We start from the raw sequence: 17,817 nt of genomic DNA on the forward strand, positions 1-17,817 counted from the left end.
CTTTCTCTCTTGCCTTAACAAGGCAATGCCGATCACTCGGCATCACCTCCATATTCTCATCTCGGTTTATCAATAAAGCAGGCTGTACAACTTGCGACGGTATTGTTGCGCCACCGGATGTGCCCCCATGGTGGTCAAAATATCGAGATAGATCTTCTTGGCATCGCCAAACGCCATGTCGCGCTTGAGCAGGCTGAACAGCAAGGCCAGGGCCTCTTCCTGCCGACCGACCTGGCTGTACTGCACCGCCAGCTCCTGTGCTAGCAGACCATCATCAGGTTGCTCGGCGTGACGCAGCTCAAGGGCGCGCAGCTCAGGGCTGTCGGTGGCTTGCAACGCCAGCGCCAGGCGGGAGCTCAGGGTCTGATAGTGATCCTCCTGCGCCACCATGGGGATGGTTGCGAGCAAGGCTTGCGCCTCGTCCAGCAGGTTCAGATCCAGCGCAGCTTCGATCAGCCACAGGCTGATGTCGTGGCGATTGGGCACCAGCTGATGGGCCTTGCTGAGGTAGGCATGGGCCACATCGGCCTGCCCTTCGGCCAGCGCCTGCTTGCCTTGCTCCAGCAGCAGCTCTTCTTCTTTGGGGGCGAAGGCGGCGAAATATTGTCTCAGTGTCGCCTCGTCCTGCGGGCCTTCCAGAATGGCCTGTTCATCCGGGCGTCCCTGATGGAACAGCACCAGGGCGGGGAGGGCGCGCAGGCCCAGCTGGCTGGCCAGGGGTTGCAGCTGGGGATCATTCATGTCGACCTTGGCCAGGGTGACCTGGGCATTGGCCGGACCAACCAGGGCCTCGACCAGGGGGGTCATGCCCTGGCATTCGGGCATTTGGGGAGCGTGGAAATAGATGACGACCGGCTTCTTCATGGACGCATCGATCAGCTCGGCGTGAAAATTCTGGGGATTGATGTCGACGATCATGAGGCTGACTCTCGAAAAATGGTGTGAATTAACATGGGGCCAAGGGGGGTGGATTTCAAGCGCGCGTCCAGCTGGTAGCCATTGACCTTCAGGGTGGGGGCGGCGAGGCTGAGCCAGCCGCTACCCAGTGGCCAGTCCTGCACCTGATAGGACTGCTCATCGAGCCGGTTGTCGAGGCGCCATCCCTCCTCGGGCATGAAGCACACCTTATCGAGCCCGGCGGCAATCCCGTTCCCCTGCGCCTTGAGCACCGCCTCCTTGCGTGACCAGAGCCGATAGAAGGCCGACTCTCGCGCCTGTTCCGGCAGGGAGAGGAGCCACTGGTATTCGCTTTCGGCATAGAAACGCTCTGCCAATGGCAGGGTCTGGCGTCGGCGCAGGCCCATCTCGATGTCGACCCCAAGCGGACCCGTCTCACAGAGGGCGAGCACCAGCCAGTCACCGCTGTGGCTGAGATTGAACTGCCACTGGTGGCTGCACAGGGCCGGCTTGCCGTGCACATTGGTGCAAAACATTAGCTCGTCGGGCCGGCAGTGGAGTCGATCGGCTAGCAGTCGACGCAGCAGCACCCGGCCGAGCAGGTACTCCCGCTGGCGACCTGGCTGCCGGATCCCCCGCCAATAATCCTGTTCTTCCAGCGAAAGCTCGACTGGCAGCGTATTCAGCTGCTCTGGGCAGATTAACGCCGGTTTTAACAAATAGAGATCCGCAGAGATCATAATTTTTCACTTTAAAAAGAGGTCAAAACAGCGATAAAAAGCAGTTTGCACGGGCCGGAGTGGCTGCTTTCGAGATTGTATATTGTTTGGGCATGATCACATTAATTATGAAAAACAGTGCATTTACTTGCAAAAATGTGAGGTCGATAGGGATTTTCGCTTGCCTCGATAGAATTCTTGGATATAGTCGGGTGCTGTTGCCTTATAAATTGCCCTTTCGGGCTGCATTTTAACAAGATTCACTCTTTTAGTGGGGATAAAGGATTGCGCCACCTGATGCTACTGCTGGTCGCGCTCGGAATGGTGGGTTGTGCTTCTGCACCCCAGCCCGAGGTCGCGAGCAAGATCGAAGTTTCCATGATGGAACCCGTGATTGAACCGGAAGCTTCGCAGACACCCGATGTAAACGAAATCCTGACCGTATATAAAGAGTGGCGTGGTGTTCCCTACCGAATGGGAGGAAGCAGTCAGCGCGGTATCGATTGTTCCGCCTTCGCCCGTGAAGTGTTCCGCAACGCCGTCGGCATCGAGTTGCCACGAGATACCCGCTCCCAGGTCCATGAAGGCACTCGGGTCGCCAAGCGGGATCTGATGGAAGGGGATCTGGTCTTCTTCAAGATAAGCAAACGCCTGAATCATGTGGGCATCTATGTTGGCAACGGTGAATTCATCCATGCCTCCACCCGGGCAGGGGTGACGCGCTCCAAGTTGGACAGCTCCTACTGGCGCGGCAAGTTCTGGCAAGCACGCCGGATAGAAATCTGAGTCAGGCTGGACAAACGGCTCGCAGTACGGACTGTTTCTCCAACCTCACTTGAACCGGGCTCTGATAGCCCGGTTTTTTATGGCCGCCGTTTAGACTTTCTGTGCCCGACTCTCTATAGTGTGGCCCCCTCGACTCTCGGCAGGCCCAGCATGAAGACGCAACTCAAGAGCGGATTACACCCGCGCAATCGCCATCAGACCCCCTACGATTTCGACGCTCTGTGCCAGCGCACCCCTGAGCTGCGGCCTTTCGTGTTCATCAACGAGCACGGCACCCTGACACTCGACTTTGCCGATCCTGCCGCCGTCAAGGCGCTCAACCGTGCCCTGCTGGCGCTGCACTATGGCATCCAGCATTGGGATCTGCCGCCAGGCTACCTCTGCCCGCCGATCCCGGGGCGAGTGGATTATTTGCATAGAGTCGCGGATCTGCTGGCGGAGAGTGCGGGTGAGGTGCCGACCGGCAAGGGTGTGCGGGTGCTGGATATCGGCATGGGGGCGAACTGCATCTATCCGCTGCTGGGGACGCGGGAATACGGCTGGCGCTTCGTCGGTTCGGACATAGACCCGGTATCGGTCAAGGCGGCCAGCCTGCTGGCGGCCAGCAATGGGCTGGCTGGCCAGATAGAATGTCGACATCAACCGGATAACAAGCATATTTTCATCGGTATTATTGGTCCAAAGGAGCGTTTTGCACTGACGCTCTGCAATCCGCCGTTTCATGGCTCGCTGGCCGAGGCGAGCAAGGGCACGGAGCGCAAGCTGCGCAACCTCGGGAAAGTCGTGACAGGGGCGCCCGTGCTCAACTTTGGCGGTCAGAAGGCCGAGCTCTGGTGCGAGGGGGGAGAGGCAGCGTTTCTGGCGGCCATGATAGGCCAGAGCAAGGCGTTTGCCGACCAGTGCCTCTGGTTCAGCTCCCTGGTGTCGAAGAAAGAGAATTTGCCTGCGGCCAAGAAGGGGTTGGCTCAGGCGGGAGCACGGGAGGTGCGGGTGCTCGAGATGGCGCAAGGCAACAAGGTGAGCCGGATCCTGGCCTGGAGCTTCCTGGATGAGGGGAGTCGGGCCACCTGGTGGTCAGGCCAAAAGCGCTGAGCAAAAACGGGGCCTTGAGGAAAAAGAATCCCGAACAGCGCCCTTTTCGCAACTCTGGTTTTCTGGTGACGTTGTCGCCAGGTTAATCGTTTTTACAGCACAATCGAGCCCTGTTTCTCCTGCATGTTAGTGACCACTCTCACCTCCGGTACAGTTGTACGCCGAGATTTTTTTGCACTTACTGGTGAAACTTTCATAAAATAGGACTGGTTAGACCTCTTTACAGGCACGAATCGAATAGGGATCGGTAAATGAAAGTTGTCGATTTTCTGAAGCACAAGCGCGAAATACTGGCGCAACACCCCTTTGAGCTCAAGGATTGGCTCTCTCCGGCGATCCGCGACTATTGGCGTGAGTTTCAGCAAAAGGCACACCTTCACCCTCTGCTGGGACGGGTGCTCGACCTGCAGGCCGATCAGCAACTGCTGCAGCGTCAGGCTGCCTCCCAGGCGCAGGCGGTCAACAGTCAAACGGCTCTGGCCGAGAAGCGCTCGGTCGAGCTGGATGGCGAGGCAGCCATCCTATATGCCGAGCTGCAGGACCGCATCGGGGAAGAGACCCATGTCGGTGAGTGGCTGCAAGTCAGTCAGTCCCTGATCGATCAGTTTGCGGCCGTGACCGGTGATCATCAGTGGATCCACACCAATCCCGAGCGTGCGGCGGCCGAGTCGCCGTTCAAGACCACCATAGCTCACGGCTTCCTGACCCTGGCCTTGCTGCCCCAGCTGACCGGTTCGGTGGACGAGGCGACCCCGGAGTTTCCCAGCGCCCGCATGGTGGTGAACTTCGGCCTGGAGCAGGTGCGCTTCCCGTACCCCATCAAGGTGGACAGCAACATTCGTGCGCGCACCAAGCTGTCCAGGGTCACGCCCATCAAGGGCGGGCTCGAGTTGCTCAAAGAGATCAAGATAGAGATCGAAGGGATCCGCCGCCCCGGCTGCGTCATCGAATCCCTCACCCGCATCTATTTCTGATGCACCTCCTCGCTTGGCGCGAATAGAAACAGGCCCACCTTGGTGGGCCTGTTTCGTTTCTAGCGCTTGGTGAAGGAGGTTAGAAGCTGGCACCCAGGGTGATGGTGTGGCGCCACTCCTTGTCTCCCAGACCCTCCAGGTCTTCTTGGCTATGATCGAGCCAGCTGTCGTCCCAGCTCAACTCGCTCGACCAGGAGAGGCGCAGGTGATCGTTGAAGTAGTATCTGAGTCCCAGATTGCCGTTGATGGTCTGGTTGCGGGTCAGGTAGGGGGAGGGTTGATCGAGGAACTTCTCGTAGTTGCCCTTGCTGAACAGCTCGAATCGCTGCTGCCACAGGGAGATGGGCTGGCGATAGTCCCAGCCCAGGCTGGCGACGGGATAGTTGATGATGCGCTCATCGAACAAGTCTGAATAGACCCACTTTTCCGGGGTGAAGTAGGCGCGTTGCAGGCCGAGTTGGCCGACCAGCTCCAGCCGCCGCCGCTTGTCATTCCAGAAGCGATAGCCAGGCCCGGAGGCATAGCTCAGGTTCAGGTAGTTGGTCTCTATCATGTCGTAATCGGCGTCGATGGAGGAGCGCAGGAACCAGTTGGCATCGAAGAAGAAGTCCAGCTTGGGGCTGAGCTTGTACTCATGGCTGTCGGTGACGCTGTTCGAGGTCTCGTAGATGTACTCCCCATCCAGGCTGTAACGCCAATCCAGGTTGGCCACCTCGGTGGAGGCCTTGAGATTGACATTGTTGGTCTTCTTGTCGCTCTCCTTCAGCTTGACGTTGAGGTCGCTGGTGCCGGTCCAGAGCCAGGCATTGAGCTCATCCGGGGAGTCCAGCAAGGGAATACCCGTCTTGGTCAGGGGTTTGGGCTGCTCCTGCTTGTCCAGGCGCCAGCGCTTGATGGCATCGCGCCGGACGGTCAGGGCCTGACTGTAGGGCAGGCTGATGGTCACCTCGTCGTCGCCTATCTCCTCTATGGTGCCGGTCAGGCGATCGCCGTTGTGCATCCAGAGGATGTCCGCGCGCACCTGGACGGTGGCGAGCAGGAGAAGCAGGCCGAGCCCGTAGTGGGTCACCTTCATATGGACGTCAGCACTTCGCCGCTGATGGGCTGGGGCAGTCCGTTCTTGTCATTGAGCAGGGTCATGACCCGCACACTGTCCACCTCGGGATCCGCGATGAACTGCTCGACCTCGGCCGACAACACCAAAGGGGCGCCCTCGGCCAGCTCTTCCTCGGTGCGAGACAGGGGGGAGTGCACCTCCAGCCAGCGCGTGCCATCGGGCTCCAGCGCCGTCTTGACGGGCTGATTGATCACCCGCACCGGCGTACCGACAGGGACCAGTTTGAACAGGGTCTCTATATCGTCGGGACGCAGACGGATGCAGCCGGCGCTGACCCGCAGGCCGACCCCGAAATCCTTGTTGGTGCCGTGGATCAGATAGTCCCTGTTGCCATAGCCGAGGCGCATGGCGAACTTGCCGAGGGGGTTGTCCGGGCCCGGGGGCACAACGGCGGGCAGGTCGATGCCTTTTTGTTCCAGCCAGGATTTGCGCACCATGGGGCCGGGCACCCAGGTCGGGTTGGGGTTCTTGGCGATGACAGTAGTCGTCATCTCAGGCGTCTCGCGGCCTATGTCGCCTATGCCGATGGGTAGCACCATCACCTCCTGCTTGTCCTTGGGGAAGTAATAGAGCCGCAGCTCGGGCAGGTTGATGACGATCCCCTCTCTGGGCACATCGGGCAGCAGCATCTGGGTCGGCAGGGTCAGGCGAGTGCCGGGAGTGGGCAAATAGGGGTCTACGCCAGGATTTGCCTCGAGCAGCGCCAAAAAGCCAATCTGGGTGTGTTTTCCCACCAGCTCCAGGTGGTCACCCTCTTGTACTATGTAATCTTCCAGCTCGCCGATGAGGCGGCTGTCAGCCGGTGGGAGGGGATAGGTTTTGGACCAGACCGGCGCGGCCCAGAGGCTGGCGGCGACCAGCAGCAGTGAGGCGATACGTGTATACAACATGGCTTTTCCTATCTTCATGTATCGAGGGAAGCGCTTCCCTCCCAAAAACGAACGGGGATTGTTAACCAATCGCCCCGTGATTACCAGCGCAAGGCCATGCCACCCTTGAGTCTGACTAATGGGGTACTGGCCCCAATTTCAGAGTGAAGGCCCAGGTTTAGCGGGGTTTGGGTGGTCAGGGGTTTTCACGCGAGGGGTCGGGGCAATAGATGGGGATGGCGTGGGCCATCGTCAAGTCTCGACACTTGGTACAGGTACAGGTACAGGTATGCTACAAGTATGCGTAGTAGTGACATTGGACTGGAAGGCTCAGTCTGTGTGCTGATTTAATAGGCAGTTGTCTGATCTTCAACGATATTTACGTTGATTTCCCGACTCGGGTTGGGTCAATATGAGGGCCCGTGGAGAGATGCCGGAGTGGCCGAACGGGATTGACTCGAAATCAATTGTGGTAGCAATACCACCCAGGGTTCGAATCCCTGTCTCTCCGCCATTTATTGAACCCATCCTGTTATCCTGGATGGGTTTTTTATTGCCTGTTTGGCGCCGGCAATGCGGTGTCACGGCGTTATCTTCTCGCTCCTCCTTTCCCCAACCTCCAGACGTGAGCTCCTCTCCTTTATTTTTTATCAGGCCTGGCCAACGCGCTGGATCAGCCAGCCCTGCTTGATGACGGCTAGTTGCCGATAAACCAGCGGTAGTAAGGGTTGGCCCGCTCCGCCGGGGTCATCTGGCCGACACCGTGGGCCCAAGCGTTGCGATTGCCCTGATAGGCGTAGAAGGCCACCGAGTAGAAGTGATCCAGGGATTGCCATTCGGTTTCCACGGCGGCCTTGAACGCCCCATCCGCATTAACGAGTGGCGGCGGGGTGCGCAGGGAGAGCAGCTCGGGCAGTACCCGGGTGATCTCGTTGTGTCTGACCCAGGGCGCGTATTCGATGCGGGGCCAATCGTCGGTCACCGGCAGGGCATCGCCGGCAAAGCGCTGTAAACCGTCTCGATCCGTGACCCAGGTGGCCAGCATGGCGGCCGGGCTGTCGATACCAACCTCGGCCAGGGTGGCCGCAACCTCGGGCCGGGCGAAGCGTTGGTGTATCCGCGGCGCATCCAGCACCAGCGGCTCGAGGGAGCCAATCAGCAGCATCTCATGAAATTCCGTGGTCCAGAGAGTGGCGTGGGGGAACACCTCTATAAAGCTGCGCACCAGGGCGCGGCTCTCTTCGATGTTCTGGGTGGGCAGCGGCAGCCACTGGGCCAGCAGGCCGCCCTGATGCAGGCGGCGAGCGGCCAGCTGATAGAAGTCACGGGAGTAGAGATTCACCACCCCGGCCGCAGAAGGGGGCGGCGGCTCCAATGTGATGAGATCGTATTGCTCGTCGCTTCGCAGCAACTCCCGCCGTCCGTCGCGCAGGCGAATGTCGAGGCGCGGATCCCGCAGCGCATCGTAATTGCCCTTGAACAGGGGGGCGGCTTCCAGCACTTCCGGCAGCAGCTCGGCCACCACGGGACGGGTCAGGCCTGGGTCACGCAGCATGGCGCCGGCGGTGATGCCGGTGCCAAAGCCGATCACCAGGGCGGATTCCGGCTGCTTGTCATGGATGAGCAGGGGCAGCAGCGCCTGCAGCCGCATGTAGCGCAGTGAGGGCATGGCATCACCGGTATTGGACACCCCCTGGATATAGAGACGATTGAAGCTTTTCTCTGCACTGCTCTGGGTGACGACGGCGACGGTGCCGCCCTTGCCCTCGTGGTAGTAAGCCAGCTGCCCGTTTCGTGCTCCCGGCAGCAACTCTGCCAGTCGCTGGGGCGGGGTCAGCACGCCGATAACCAGGGTCGCGAGCGTCATGGCGAGGACGACACCACGGTAGCGGCGCTGGGCCGAGCTCTGCCAGGCCGCGACACAGCCCACCAGGGCCGCCAGCATGGCCAGCAGCGCCAGGGTACGAACCAGACCGAGCTGCGGGATCAGCACAAACCCGGTCAGAGCCACTCCGATGATGCCGCCGAGGGTGTTGAGGGCCACCACAGTGCCCACATCCCGACCCACCCGTTGACTGCTGGCCGCCAGCCTCAGCGCCAACGGGAAGGCGGCGCCGAGCAGGGTGGTGGGGAGGAAGACGGTAGACAGCGCCACCGTGAGGAAACGAACGCACATGCCAGCCAGCTCATTGCCGGTCAGTTGCAGGGTCCAGGCCTCCAGTTGGGATTGGGCCATGACGAGCCAGCGACCGAGATTCGCCACCTGCAACAGCGCCAGCAGCCCGGCCAGGGTGATCAGCAGGCCGAACAGCCCCCAGGGATGCTGGATACGCTCGGCGCGGCGCGCGTAGAGGGCGCTGCCCAGCATCAGGCCGGTCAGGTAGGTGGCCAGCACCATGGCAAAGGCGAAGGTGCGGGTACTCATGAACTGCACTATGGACTGGCTCCAGACCACCTCATAGCCGAGGGCGATGCCACCGGCCACGCAATAAAGCAGCACGGCGAGGCGTGCCGAGGCAGTCCTGGGCTCAGGGGCAGAGATTGTCGGCAGGGGGAGTTGCGCGCGGCGATACCACAGCCAGGCACCGAGGGCCGCCAGCAGGTTCAGGGCGGCGGCGCTGAAGGAGCTGCCCTTGACCCCCAGTTGCGGCAGCAATACGAAGGCGGTGAGCAGGGTGCCGACGATGGCGCCGGCGGTATTGGCCGCATAGAGGCTGCCCCCCGCTCGCGCCACCTGATGGCTGGCGGGGGTCAGGGCGCGCACCAGCACAGGCAGGGTGCCTCCCATCAAGAAGGCAGGCAGGCCGACCAGCAAAAATGGCAACACCCAGGCGAGCAGACCCAGAGTGCTTTCCAGACGGGCAAAGAGCTCCGCCACATTGGCCAGCGCCAGGGTGGCGCCGACCCCCAGCAGGGCCACGGCCAGTTCCAGCCCGGCGTAGAGACGCACCGGCTGAGCCAGCCGATCGGACTTGCGACCAAAATAGAGTCCGCCGAGGGCGAGACCGGCAAAAAAGGCACTGATACCCGTGGTGACGGCATAAACCTCTACCCCCACCACCAAAGACAGTTGTTTTACCCAGAGCACTTGATAGATAAGCGCAGCTCCCCCTGATGCGAACAAGAGCGAAGCTGGCAGCAGCATATGCAGAGAGGGTCGATTGCGGGAGGCCGAGTCCACCTTGTGACGGCGGGAAGCGGAAGGGGAGCGGGCGGCTGTAGACATCGAGAACGCCTTATCGGATCGGGTGATCCGTACGAGCAGAAGAGAGAAAAAGGCGCCCGCCATGGGAGGGCGCCTTGGCGATACTTATTGTTTTTGGCTCATCTTGGCGTCGATCTGCTTGTGCACATCGGCCTGGATCTGGTCGATGCTGAAGCTGGCCGGACGCTGGCTGGGCGGGTAGTCGACGAAGGTCTGCAGGAAGGTCGCCGCCTTGCGGGTCGCTTGCATCAGCAGATAGTCGTTCTTGGCCAGCCAGTCGTAGTACTGGTCGGAGACCACATCGGCCCGCTCGTATGGATCCATACGCAGATTGAACAGCTTGGGGGTGCGCAGGCAGACGAAGGGTTCGCTCCAGACCTGCATGCCACCGGGGGCGCGCTGCTCACAGTAGACAATCTTCCAGTTGCCCATGCGCATGCCCACCAGGTCACCGTCATCGCTGAAGTAGTAGAACTCGTCACGGGCGCTCTTGTCGCTCTTGCCGGTCAGATAGTCCAGCTGGTTGTAGCCGTCGAGATGCACCTTGAAGTTCTTGCCACCCACGTCGGCTCCCTTGAGCAGGCGCTCCTTGATGTCGGTGTCACCCACCGCGGCCAGCAGGGTCGGGAACCAGTCAAGACCAGAGAACAGCTGGGTGGAGATGGAGTCCGGCTTGATGTGGCCAGGCCAGCGGACCAGCGCAGGAACCCGGAACGCCCCTTCCCAGTTGGAGTTCTTCTCGTTGCGGAACGGCGTGGTGGCCGCATCCGGCCAGGACCACTGGTTCGGACCGTTGTCCGTGGTGTACACCACTATGGTGTTGTCCGCGATCTTCAGGTCGTCCACCGCCTTGAGCAGCTTGCCGACGTCGCCGTCGTGCTCGAGCATGCCATCGGCGTACTCGTTACCCGGCATGCCGCTCTGGCCCTGCATGGACTCACGCACATGGGTGAAGGCGTGCATGCGGGTGGTGTTCATCCAGACGAAGAAGGGTTTCTCCGCCTTGACCTGCTTCTCCATGAAGTTGATGGCCGCCTGGGTGGTGTCATCGTCAATGGTTTCCATCCGCTTCCTGTTCAGCGGGCCTGTGTCTTCGATCTTGCCGTCGGCGGTGGAATGGATCACCCCGCGGGGGGTGGCTGCCTTGACGAACTCGGCATCATCCTTGGGCCAGTAGGGGCGCTCTGGCTCCTCTTCCGCATTCAGGTGGTAGAGGTTGCCGAAGAACTCGTCGAAGCCGTGATTGGTGGGCAGGTATTCATCCTTGTCCCCCAGGTGGTTCTTGCCGAACTGGCCGGTGGCATAGCCGTGAGACTTCAGCGCCTGGGCTATGGTCACGTCACGGGCCTGCAGGCCGACCGGCACCCCGGGCATGCCCACCTTGGAGAGGCCGGTACGCAGGGCGGACTGGCCTGTGATGAAGGTGGAACGACCGGCGGTACAGCTGTTTTCCGCGTAGTAGTCGGTGAACATCACCCCTTCCTTGGCGATGCGGTCTATGTTCGGTGTCTGGTAACCGACGACCCCCTTGCCATAAGCACTGATGTTGGTCTGGCCGACGTCATCGCCGAAGATCACCAATATGTTGGGTTTCTCCGCCGCGGCGGCGGCCGAGGCCGCCAGGGCTGTCACTATGGAAAGTGCCAGCCCGGGCATCCACTTTCTTGCAAATGTCATAGTCACTTCTCCGTATCACGCTACTGTCCTTGTCCGCGACTACGTACACCGTAAGGCTCATGACAGAGCATCATGCCGGCGGATCCTGCGGTCCTTCTTCTACCTGAGTTACTCGAACGGATAGATACGGCGCCACTCTTTCGCCATGTCCACGACGGTCCAGTGACCCCTGCTCGCGGCATCCAGTGCCTTGTCCAGATGCCCAATGTCGCTCTTTCTATCGTAGGCCCACTCCCGCTTGGCATCGGTATGGTGCACCAGGCCGGCAAAGCGCTTGCCCTCCCCGGCCATGGTCCATTGCAGCATCTGCAGGTCGCCATCCGAGTTGCCGAAGGCGAGGATGGGACGACGGCCTATGATGCTGTCGATGCTCTCAGGCTTGCCTGGGCCATCGTCGTTGTGGGCGACCTTGGGCAGCCGTTGGATTGACAGCTTGCCCTCCTTGTCCTCGAAGCGGCTGCCGAAGGTGGTACCTATCACCTGCTCGGGCGGTATGCCATAGACCTCTTCGGCGAAGGCGCGCATGAAGGCTACTTCACCACCCGAGACGATATAAGTCTTGAAGCCATGGGCGCGCAGGTAGGTGAGCAGCTCCAGCATGGGTTGGAACACCATCTCTGTGTAGGGCTTGTTGCTGCGGGGATGTTTGGCACTGGCGAGCCAGCGCTTGGCGTTGTCACGGAAGGTGTCGCCGTCCATGCCGGTGTGGGTCGCCAGGACTATCTCCACCAGCCCCTTGAGGCCGCTGGCCATCAGGGCCTTGTGGTCATCCTCGAGCACCGCCTTGAACGGCTGCTTCTCTTTCCATTCCGGGTGTTGCGGCGCCTGCCTTTTGACCTCAGAGAGGGCGAACAGCAGTTGGAAATACATAGGCTGCTCGCTCCACAGGGTGCCGTCGTTGTCGAACACGGCGATGCGCTCGGCGGGTGACACATAATCCTTGCCCCCCTCGGTGGTCACAGCAATGACGAAGCCCTCGATGGCCTGGCGTGATGGCCCCTCATTCCAGGAGGGAAGGGGATCGGCGGCGCGCACCAGCAGTGGCAGCGCGAGCAACAAAAAGGCGCACCAGCGCAGCTGTGACAAGATTCGGGTGTGACGCATCATGGCTTCCTTGTCTGATGAAGAGGGGGTGGCTCGCCTTGCCCCGGGTTCAAGGGCTGCAAGCCATGGGGCTGACCTGTCGGGCGATGTTGCTCGGTCATCACGCCATCGAGCGAAGCGACGATCTGGTTGGCGGCATCTTGCCCCTGTGGCTGCTGATCAGTGCCATAGATAAGTCTGAAAAAGGCTAGCACAGGCTGTGTGACACTCTCTGTACTTCCTTGAAATAAGGGCGATATCGCGAGCCGCCCCGTGCGCCGCCGCACCCAGAGATAGAGTCCGCCGAGCTCCATGGGGTGCTGCCTGAGCTGGGTGCGCGCCAGGCGCAGGGCATAAGCGGGGGAGTTGAGTCTGGCCAATCGGCGCTCTTCCCGCCACTGCAGTGCGCGGCGCCACAGCCCGCGCAGTCGGGTGCGTACCAGCCAGACCAGCACTATGATCAGTGCCGCTGCGCAGGTGAGTATCAGCCAGTGGCCGGCCAGGGTGATGCGAGCCTGTTGCCCCAGGACGTGCAGATCCTCGCTGATGGAGAAGGGCGCCTGATAGCTGCTTGCCTCGGCCGTCAGGTCGATGTCGGGAACCGTCACCACCTGCGATTGACCGCTGTTGGCATCCCACCAGGTCAGCTCAATGGCGGGCAGCCGGTATTGACCCGCTTGCTCGACCACATAGGTCGCCACGTCTTCGCGCATGCCCCCCGTGGTGGTGCCGCGACCATCGTCAAGGGCCTTGACCATCGGGGTCTGCACGTAGCGCTTGAGCCCATCGACTACCGCAAAGTCCGGCACGGGCAGCAGCATAGCCTGGGCCCCGTCGGCTTCAATGCGCAGGTGACGGGTTACGCTGTCACCGACGCGCAGGGGCTGGTGGGAGCCCTGGATCTGCTGGGTGAAGCGCACGGCATTGGCCACCAGCTGAGGGGTCTTTCCCCCATGGGGCAGGGCCTTGGCGTCGAAGCTGAACGCGGGGCTGCTGAGCGTGACCGGACCGCTGGCCTGCCCGGGCTGAAGCTGGAAGCTCAGGGCCGGGATCTCGAAGCGCTGGGCAAGCTGGGGGGTGATGCGATAGGTGAAGCGCATGCCGAAGAAGGTCTTGCCATCGAGCTGCAAGGTGAGGTGACTGGCCTCGCTGCTCGGGGGGGCGACTACGGCCCCGGCCAGGCTCAGGGGGGGCAGCACGGGGGCCGCGGTAAACCAGGTATCCACCAGCAGATCCACCTCGAGCCGCAGGGTGCCGCCCACGCTCACCCCATCGGCAGGCACCAGTCGGCTCTGGATGCGCACATCCGGCTCGGCGGCCAGTGCTGGCAGGGAGAGGCAGAGCCACAGGATGGTGAGCAGGATCCTCATGGCGACGGCTCCTCGGCGGTGAGGCTGGCGGCATCCTGCAACAGGAACTTGCGCTTGAGGAACTGGGCCGGCGAGGTGTTGAGATTCTTGAGCCAGAGCTCATCCGAGCTGGCTTGCGGGGTCTGCTGCTGTTCTGCCTTGCCGCCCTTGGAAGAGGTGTTGTCCTCCACGGTTTTATCGGCCTTCTCATCCGGGGGGCCGGCCTCTTGCTGGGCCTCGTGATCTTTTAGCAGCGCCTGGGCCAGGGCCAGGTTGGCGCTCGCCTCGGGGAACTTGGGCTGCTTCTTGAGAGCCTGCTGGTAGGCCAGGATCGCCTCGGAGAACTTGAACCGCTTCACATAGCTGTTGCCGAGGTAGAAATAGGCGTTGGCCGTGTCCAGCCGCGCCAGGCTGGCCTCGGCGAGATCGTAATCGGCGGCCAGGTAGGCCGAGACCCCTTTCCAGTAAGGATCGCTGAAGTGAGCCGCTGCCGCCGGGTAGTGGCCATGCTCGAAGGCCCAGCGCCCCTGCTGCGCCTGGGTGAAGAAGGCATCGACAAATGGATTGGCCTGCACCCGCGTCGGGGCTGCGGTCAGCAGCAGCGCCAGCAGGGCGCCCCCCAGCCAGTGCACCTGCCAGCCTCGCCGCACGCAGCACAGGGCCAGCAGCGCCAGGGGCCAGCACAGCCAGTAACCGGCATCTTTCCAGTGGATCTGCTGATCGTCCCCTTGCGCCGCCTGGAAGTGTTGTTGGGCGTGGAGCTCAATCCAGTCGAGATCGTCATCATTCAGGGTGAGGCTGCCCAGAGGCGCATCGGCGGCCTTGGCGAGCCCCTTTAGCCCCGCCTCATCGAAGCTGCCCAGGACCGGGCGGCCATCCGGGCCAATCAGGGGCTGCCCCTTGGCATCGCGGATCAGGGTGCCGTCCTGGCTGCCGACCGCCAGGACGAGCACCTGCAACTGGTTGCCGCTTAGGCGTTTGCCGATGGCGTCGAACTGGCTGGGATCGGCGCCATCGGTCAGCAGCACCAGGGTGCCGGGGGACCGTTCGGCCGCCAGCAGCTTGTGGGCCTCATCGATGACGCCGAGCACATCCTTGCCGGGGCGCGGCATCAGATCCGTGGCCAGCACCTGGACGAAGGAGTCGAGCAAGGCCGGATCCTCGGTCGCGGGCAACACCAGGTGCGCGCTGCCCGCATAGGCGATGAGGGCCGTCTTGGTGCCGGCGCGGCGCAGGATGAGATCGTGCAACTTGTGGCGAATGGCGGCGAGCCGGGTGGGCGGCACGTCGTCGGCATCCATAGAGGCGGAGAGATCCACCGCCAGGATCAGGGGGGCCCGGTTATCGAGAAAGGACGGTGTATCCTGCTGCCAGGTAGGGCCTGCGGCAGCCAAAGCCCCCAAAATCAGCAGGGCGGCCAGCAGATGTATCGGCTGCAGGCTGCGCTCATGGGTGGGGGTGATGACCAGAGAAGCCATCAGATGGGGCGCTATGCTGCCGCCGAGCTGGCGCATCAGGTCATGACGGCGCAGCCAGAGCAGGGGCAGCAGGGCCCCCGGCAGGATCAGCAAGAGCCAGAGGGGGCGCAGGAAGTGGAAGGCAGCCAGATCAGTCATGAAGGTTCCTCCCCCTCTCTGGGCATGGGAGTGCGTCTGCCCAGCAGGGCGGCGACCAAGTGGCAGCCAAGCAACAGCAGCAGGCCAGCCCCGAGCGGCCACCAGAACAGATCCCGTTTGGGCTGATGGCTGAGGGTCTTCACCTTGTGGGGGGTCAGCTTGTCCAGGGTGTCATAGACGGCTTGCAGCGCCTGGCGGTCATCGGCCCGAAAGAAACGCCCGCCCGTGGTGCTGGCGATCTTCATCAGCACCTGCAGGTCGACCTTGGCCTCGCCGCTGGCGGCCGGATCGCCGATACCTATGGTGTGTATCTGGATCCCCCTGTCATGGGCCAGCTGGGCGGCGTGCTCCGGGGTGATGGCGCTGCCGGTGTCGTTGCCGTCGGTCAGCAGGATCAGCACCTTCTCCCGCTCTTTTGTCTTCGCCAGCAGCTTGATGGCCAGGCCGATGGCATCCCCGAGCGCCGTATTGGGCCCCGCCATGCCGATGCCGACCTCATCGAGCAGCAGTTGCAGGCTGGCATGATCCAGGGTCAGCGGGGCCTGGGGATAGGCACCCGTGCCGAAGACGATGAGGCCGAGCCGATCATCCTTGCGCTGCTTGATAAAGTCGCGCACCGCTTCTTTCACCACGCTCAGTCGATCCGTCAATTGCCCGTCCGGGTTGGTGTAATCCCGGGTCTCCATGGATTGGGAGATATCGATGGCCAGCATGATGTCGCGGGTGGGGGTGTCGTGGCGGATGGGTTGCTCGACCAGCACCGGGCGGGCGCAGGCCGTCACCAGCAGGCCCCAGACCAGCAGATTGAGGATGAGCTGCCAACGCCCGCTACTCAGGCTGCGGGGGGCCAGCCCCAGAGCCTGATCCATGGCGGCGAAGAAGGGCACCCGCAAGGCGCTGCGGGCGGCGCGGTATTCGGGCAGGTAGCGATAGGCCAGCCAGGGCAGCGGCAACAGGAGCAGCGCCCAGGGTGCATCAAACTGCCACATGGTGTTCTCCTATCCAGCGTCGGCTGAGCTGGATCAGCCCATCGGCGCGCTTGTCCGGCAGATTCAGTACCTGGTCGGATGGCGCGTAGGCGAGGGTGAACAGGTCATCGGCAAAATCGGCGGGCAGCGGGAAAGGGGCGCTCTTGGCCAAAAAGCCCTGCCAGGCCTCACCACCGAGCCTGGCCGCCGCAGCGCCTTCCGGCATGGAGAGGGCGACGCGCTTGAGCAATATTGGGAGCTCGCGCAGGGCGCCTAGCCTGGCGCCGTCGTCGCCAAGGGAATCTTGCAGCACATCGAGTCGGGCCAGCGCCTCCCGGCGATAGCGATCGCGGCGCCACTGCCACCAGCGCCGACCACCCCAGAGCAGGAGCAGGAGCAGCACCATGAGCAGCAGCACTGCCCAGCCCCAGGTCTGGGGCAGATAGCTGACGGGGGGGGTGGGGATGGACAGCTCCTTGAGCTGATCGATGGCGGGCACCTTGGCCGTCATCCGGCCCTCCTCGTCAGGCGGCCGAGTTCAAGGCGCAATTGGCCTATGACCTCCTCGCCTGTGCTGACCATCATCAGCGGCACCTGGCTGCGGCGCAGCAACTCGGCGACATCCCGCAGTCGCCCGGCGAGAAACTCCCCGAGTGGCTGCTGTACCTGCTTGCTACCCACTTGCAGCTCCCGCTGTACAGTCCCCTGGGTGATGGTGATCCTGCCCTTGTCGGGCAGTTGCAGGGCGATGGGATCATAGACCTGCATGGCGATCACATCGTTATGAGCACTGAGCTGGCGCAGCAGTTGCAGCGTCTGCGCCCCTGCGCCGGCAAAGTCGCTGATGATGCAGATGAGGTGGTCATGACCGGCGCTGGCGAGGCAGTGGCGCAACACGGTATCGAGTTGATTCTGTTGTTCGGTTTCCGGTCGGGTGGCGTGCAGTGCGTGGTTGGCCTTAATCACGGCTGCGCACAGGGCCTGGATGCGGGCGCGGCTGCGCTGGGGGCGGATGTGTTCAATCTTGTCGTCGCCAAACACCATGCCGCCGACTCGGTCACCGGCGTGGAAGGCTATCCAGGCCGAGAGGGAAGCCAGCTCGGCCGCCGTCACCGACTTGAAGCTGCGGCGGGAGCCGAAATACATGCTCATGCGCTGATCCACCAGCAGCAGGGTCGGGCGATCCCGCTCCTCGGTGAAGGTGCGCACGAAGGGTTTGCCGTAACGCAGGGTGGCGCGGGCGTCGAGGTGGCGCAGGTCATCCCCTGGGGTGTAGTTGCGCAGCTCGTCAAAGCTCAGACCGCGACCCCGCAGGCGAGAGGCGTGCGCCCCTGAGAGGATGCTGGACAGGGGTTGGCGAGAGAGAAAGCTGAGCCCGCGACTGCGCAGCTCCAGCGCCATCAGCTGGGGGAGGGAGGCATACACGAAACCATCCAGGGTGGCGAGACGCGTCTCTGTGGTCATG

15 protein-coding genes and 1 tRNA gene are annotated in these 17,817 nt (G+C 62.3%); 4 read left to right on the top strand and 12 right to left on the bottom strand.

The features are described from left to right. Positions 1-69 precede the first annotated feature (69 nt). Positions 70-918, bottom strand: coding sequence for a tetratricopeptide repeat protein (locus tag CUC44_RS12125; RefSeq protein ID WP_100860197.1), 849 nt, complete (start codon positions 916-918; stop codon positions 70-72). Then, positions 915-1,637, bottom strand: a complete 723-nt coding sequence (locus CUC44_RS12130; protein ID WP_100860198.1) for a 4'-phosphopantetheinyl transferase family protein — start codon at positions 1,635-1,637, stop codon at positions 915-917. Before CUC44_RS12130 ends, CUC44_RS12125 begins: the two co-directional genes overlap by 4 nt. 276 nt (positions 1,638-1,913) lie before the next feature. On the opposite strand from CUC44_RS12130, the gene CUC44_RS12135 reads away from it, so the two are divergent. The 3 genes from CUC44_RS12135 (at position 1,914) to CUC44_RS12145 (ending at position 4,468) form a co-directional block, all read left to right on the top strand. After that, a complete protein-coding gene (locus tag CUC44_RS12135; protein ID WP_167388886.1) occupies positions 1,914-2,402 on the top strand; it encodes a C40 family peptidase in 489 nt (162 codons plus the stop codon). Between the two features lie 150 nt (positions 2,403-2,552). Next, positions 2,553-3,494, top strand: a complete 942-nt coding sequence (rlmF, locus tag CUC44_RS12140) for a 23S rRNA (adenine(1618)-N(6))-methyltransferase RlmF (RefSeq protein ID WP_100860200.1) — start codon at positions 2,553-2,555, stop codon at positions 3,492-3,494. 251 nt (positions 3,495-3,745) lie between these two features. Continuing rightward, entirely contained in the window at positions 3,746-4,468 is a 723-nt protein-coding gene (locus CUC44_RS12145; RefSeq protein ID WP_100860201.1) for a MaoC family dehydratase, read from the top strand. Positions 4,469-4,547: 79 nt separating this feature from the next. Here CUC44_RS12145 and CUC44_RS12150 read toward each other — a convergent pair whose 3' ends face one another. Beyond that, positions 4,548-5,543, bottom strand: coding sequence for a DUF481 domain-containing protein (locus CUC44_RS12150; protein ID WP_244166774.1), 996 nt, complete (start codon positions 5,541-5,543; stop codon positions 4,548-4,550). Continuing rightward, a complete protein-coding gene (locus CUC44_RS12155; protein WP_100860202.1) occupies positions 5,540-6,475 on the bottom strand; it encodes a L,D-transpeptidase family protein in 936 nt (311 codons plus the stop codon). Before CUC44_RS12155 ends, CUC44_RS12150 begins: the two co-directional genes overlap by 4 nt. Positions 6,476-6,878: 403 nt before the next feature. Here CUC44_RS12155 and CUC44_RS12160 point away from each other — a divergent pair. Further along, positions 6,879-6,968 (top strand) — tRNA-Ser (locus tag CUC44_RS12160). Between the two features lie 183 nt (positions 6,969-7,151). Here CUC44_RS12160 and CUC44_RS12165 read toward each other — a convergent pair. The 8 genes from CUC44_RS12165 to CUC44_RS12200 all read right to left on the bottom strand — a co-directional run bounded on the left by CUC44_RS12165 (position 7,152) and on the right by CUC44_RS12200 (position 17,816). Then, positions 7,152-9,680 carry a fused MFS/spermidine synthase gene (locus CUC44_RS12165; protein WP_208621065.1) on the bottom strand — a complete coding sequence of 843 codons (2,529 nt, stop codon included), beginning with the start codon at positions 9,678-9,680 and terminating at the stop codon, positions 7,152-7,154. Between the two features lie 84 nt (positions 9,681-9,764). Then, positions 9,765-11,336: an arylsulfatase gene (locus CUC44_RS12170; RefSeq protein ID WP_100860204.1), complete on the bottom strand. Its 1,572-nt coding sequence runs from the start codon at positions 11,334-11,336 to the stop codon at positions 9,765-9,767. 108 nt (positions 11,337-11,444) lie between these two features. Then, complete coding sequence (locus CUC44_RS12175; RefSeq protein WP_100860205.1) at positions 11,445-12,440, bottom strand: HAD family hydrolase; 996 nt, start codon at positions 12,438-12,440, stop codon at positions 11,445-11,447. Beyond that, the gene (locus tag CUC44_RS12180; RefSeq protein WP_100860206.1) at positions 12,440-13,789 is read right to left on the bottom strand and encodes a BatD family protein; all 1,350 of its coding nucleotides are present in this window, start codon (positions 13,787-13,789) and stop codon (positions 12,440-12,442) included. The genes CUC44_RS12175 and CUC44_RS12180 overlap by 1 nt, the downstream gene beginning before the upstream one ends. Then, complete coding sequence (locus CUC44_RS12185; protein ID WP_100860207.1) at positions 13,786-15,384, bottom strand: vWA domain-containing protein; 1,599 nt, start codon at positions 15,382-15,384, stop codon at positions 13,786-13,788. The genes CUC44_RS12180 and CUC44_RS12185 overlap by 4 nt, the downstream gene beginning before the upstream one ends. Continuing rightward, positions 15,381-16,373, bottom strand: coding sequence for a vWA domain-containing protein (locus CUC44_RS12190; RefSeq protein WP_100860208.1), 993 nt, complete (start codon positions 16,371-16,373; stop codon positions 15,381-15,383). Before CUC44_RS12190 ends, CUC44_RS12185 begins: the two co-directional genes overlap by 4 nt. Continuing rightward, complete coding sequence (locus tag CUC44_RS12195) at positions 16,360-16,863, bottom strand: DUF4381 domain-containing protein (protein ID WP_100860209.1); 504 nt, start codon at positions 16,861-16,863, stop codon at positions 16,360-16,362. Before CUC44_RS12195 ends, CUC44_RS12190 begins: the two co-directional genes overlap by 14 nt. Then, a complete protein-coding gene (locus tag CUC44_RS12200; RefSeq protein WP_100860210.1) occupies positions 16,860-17,816 on the bottom strand; it encodes a DUF58 domain-containing protein in 957 nt (318 codons plus the stop codon). The genes CUC44_RS12195 and CUC44_RS12200 overlap by 4 nt, the downstream gene beginning before the upstream one ends. Position 17,817 lies beyond the last annotated feature (1 nt).

The sequence above is a fragment of the Aeromonas lusitana genome (assembly GCF_002812985.1).
Lineage (GTDB): Bacteria > Pseudomonadota > Gammaproteobacteria > Enterobacterales > Aeromonadaceae > Aeromonas > Aeromonas lusitana.

Coding starts and splice junctions, on each gene's coding strand:
- CUC44_RS12125 (WP_100860197.1), bottom strand. CDS start 918: ATGATCGTCGACATCAATCCCCAGAATTTTCACGCCGAGCTGATCGAT.
- CUC44_RS12130 (WP_100860198.1), bottom strand. CDS start 1,637: ATGATCTCTGCGGATCTCTATTTGTTAAAACCGGCGTTAATCTGCCCA.
- CUC44_RS12135 (WP_167388886.1), top strand. CDS start 1,914: ATGCTACTGCTGGTCGCGCTCGGAATGGTGGGTTGTGCTTCTGCACCC.
- rlmF (WP_100860200.1), top strand. CDS start 2,553: ATGAAGACGCAACTCAAGAGCGGATTACACCCGCGCAATCGCCATCAG.
- CUC44_RS12145 (WP_100860201.1), top strand. CDS start 3,746: ATGAAAGTTGTCGATTTTCTGAAGCACAAGCGCGAAATACTGGCGCAA.
- CUC44_RS12150 (WP_244166774.1), bottom strand. CDS start 5,543: ATGAAGGTGACCCACTACGGGCTCGGCCTGCTTCTCCTGCTCGCCACC.
- CUC44_RS12155 (WP_100860202.1), bottom strand. CDS start 6,475: ATGTTGTATACACGTATCGCCTCACTGCTGCTGGTCGCCGCCAGCCTC.
- CUC44_RS12165 (WP_208621065.1), bottom strand. CDS start 9,680: ATGTCTACAGCCGCCCGCTCCCCTTCCGCTTCCCGCCGTCACAAGGTG.
- CUC44_RS12170 (WP_100860204.1), bottom strand. CDS start 11,336: ATGACATTTGCAAGAAAGTGGATGCCCGGGCTGGCACTTTCCATAGTG.
- CUC44_RS12175 (WP_100860205.1), bottom strand. CDS start 12,440: ATGCGTCACACCCGAATCTTGTCACAGCTGCGCTGGTGCGCCTTTTTG.
- CUC44_RS12180 (WP_100860206.1), bottom strand. CDS start 13,789: ATGAGGATCCTGCTCACCATCCTGTGGCTCTGCCTCTCCCTGCCAGCA.
- CUC44_RS12185 (WP_100860207.1), bottom strand. CDS start 15,384: ATGACTGATCTGGCTGCCTTCCACTTCCTGCGCCCCCTCTGGCTCTTG.
- CUC44_RS12190 (WP_100860208.1), bottom strand. CDS start 16,373: ATGTGGCAGTTTGATGCACCCTGGGCGCTGCTCCTGTTGCCGCTGCCC.
- CUC44_RS12195 (WP_100860209.1), bottom strand. CDS start 16,863: ATGACGGCCAAGGTGCCCGCCATCGATCAGCTCAAGGAGCTGTCCATC.
- CUC44_RS12200 (WP_100860210.1), bottom strand. CDS start 17,816: ATGACCACAGAGACGCGTCTCGCCACCCTGGATGGTTTCGTGTATGCC.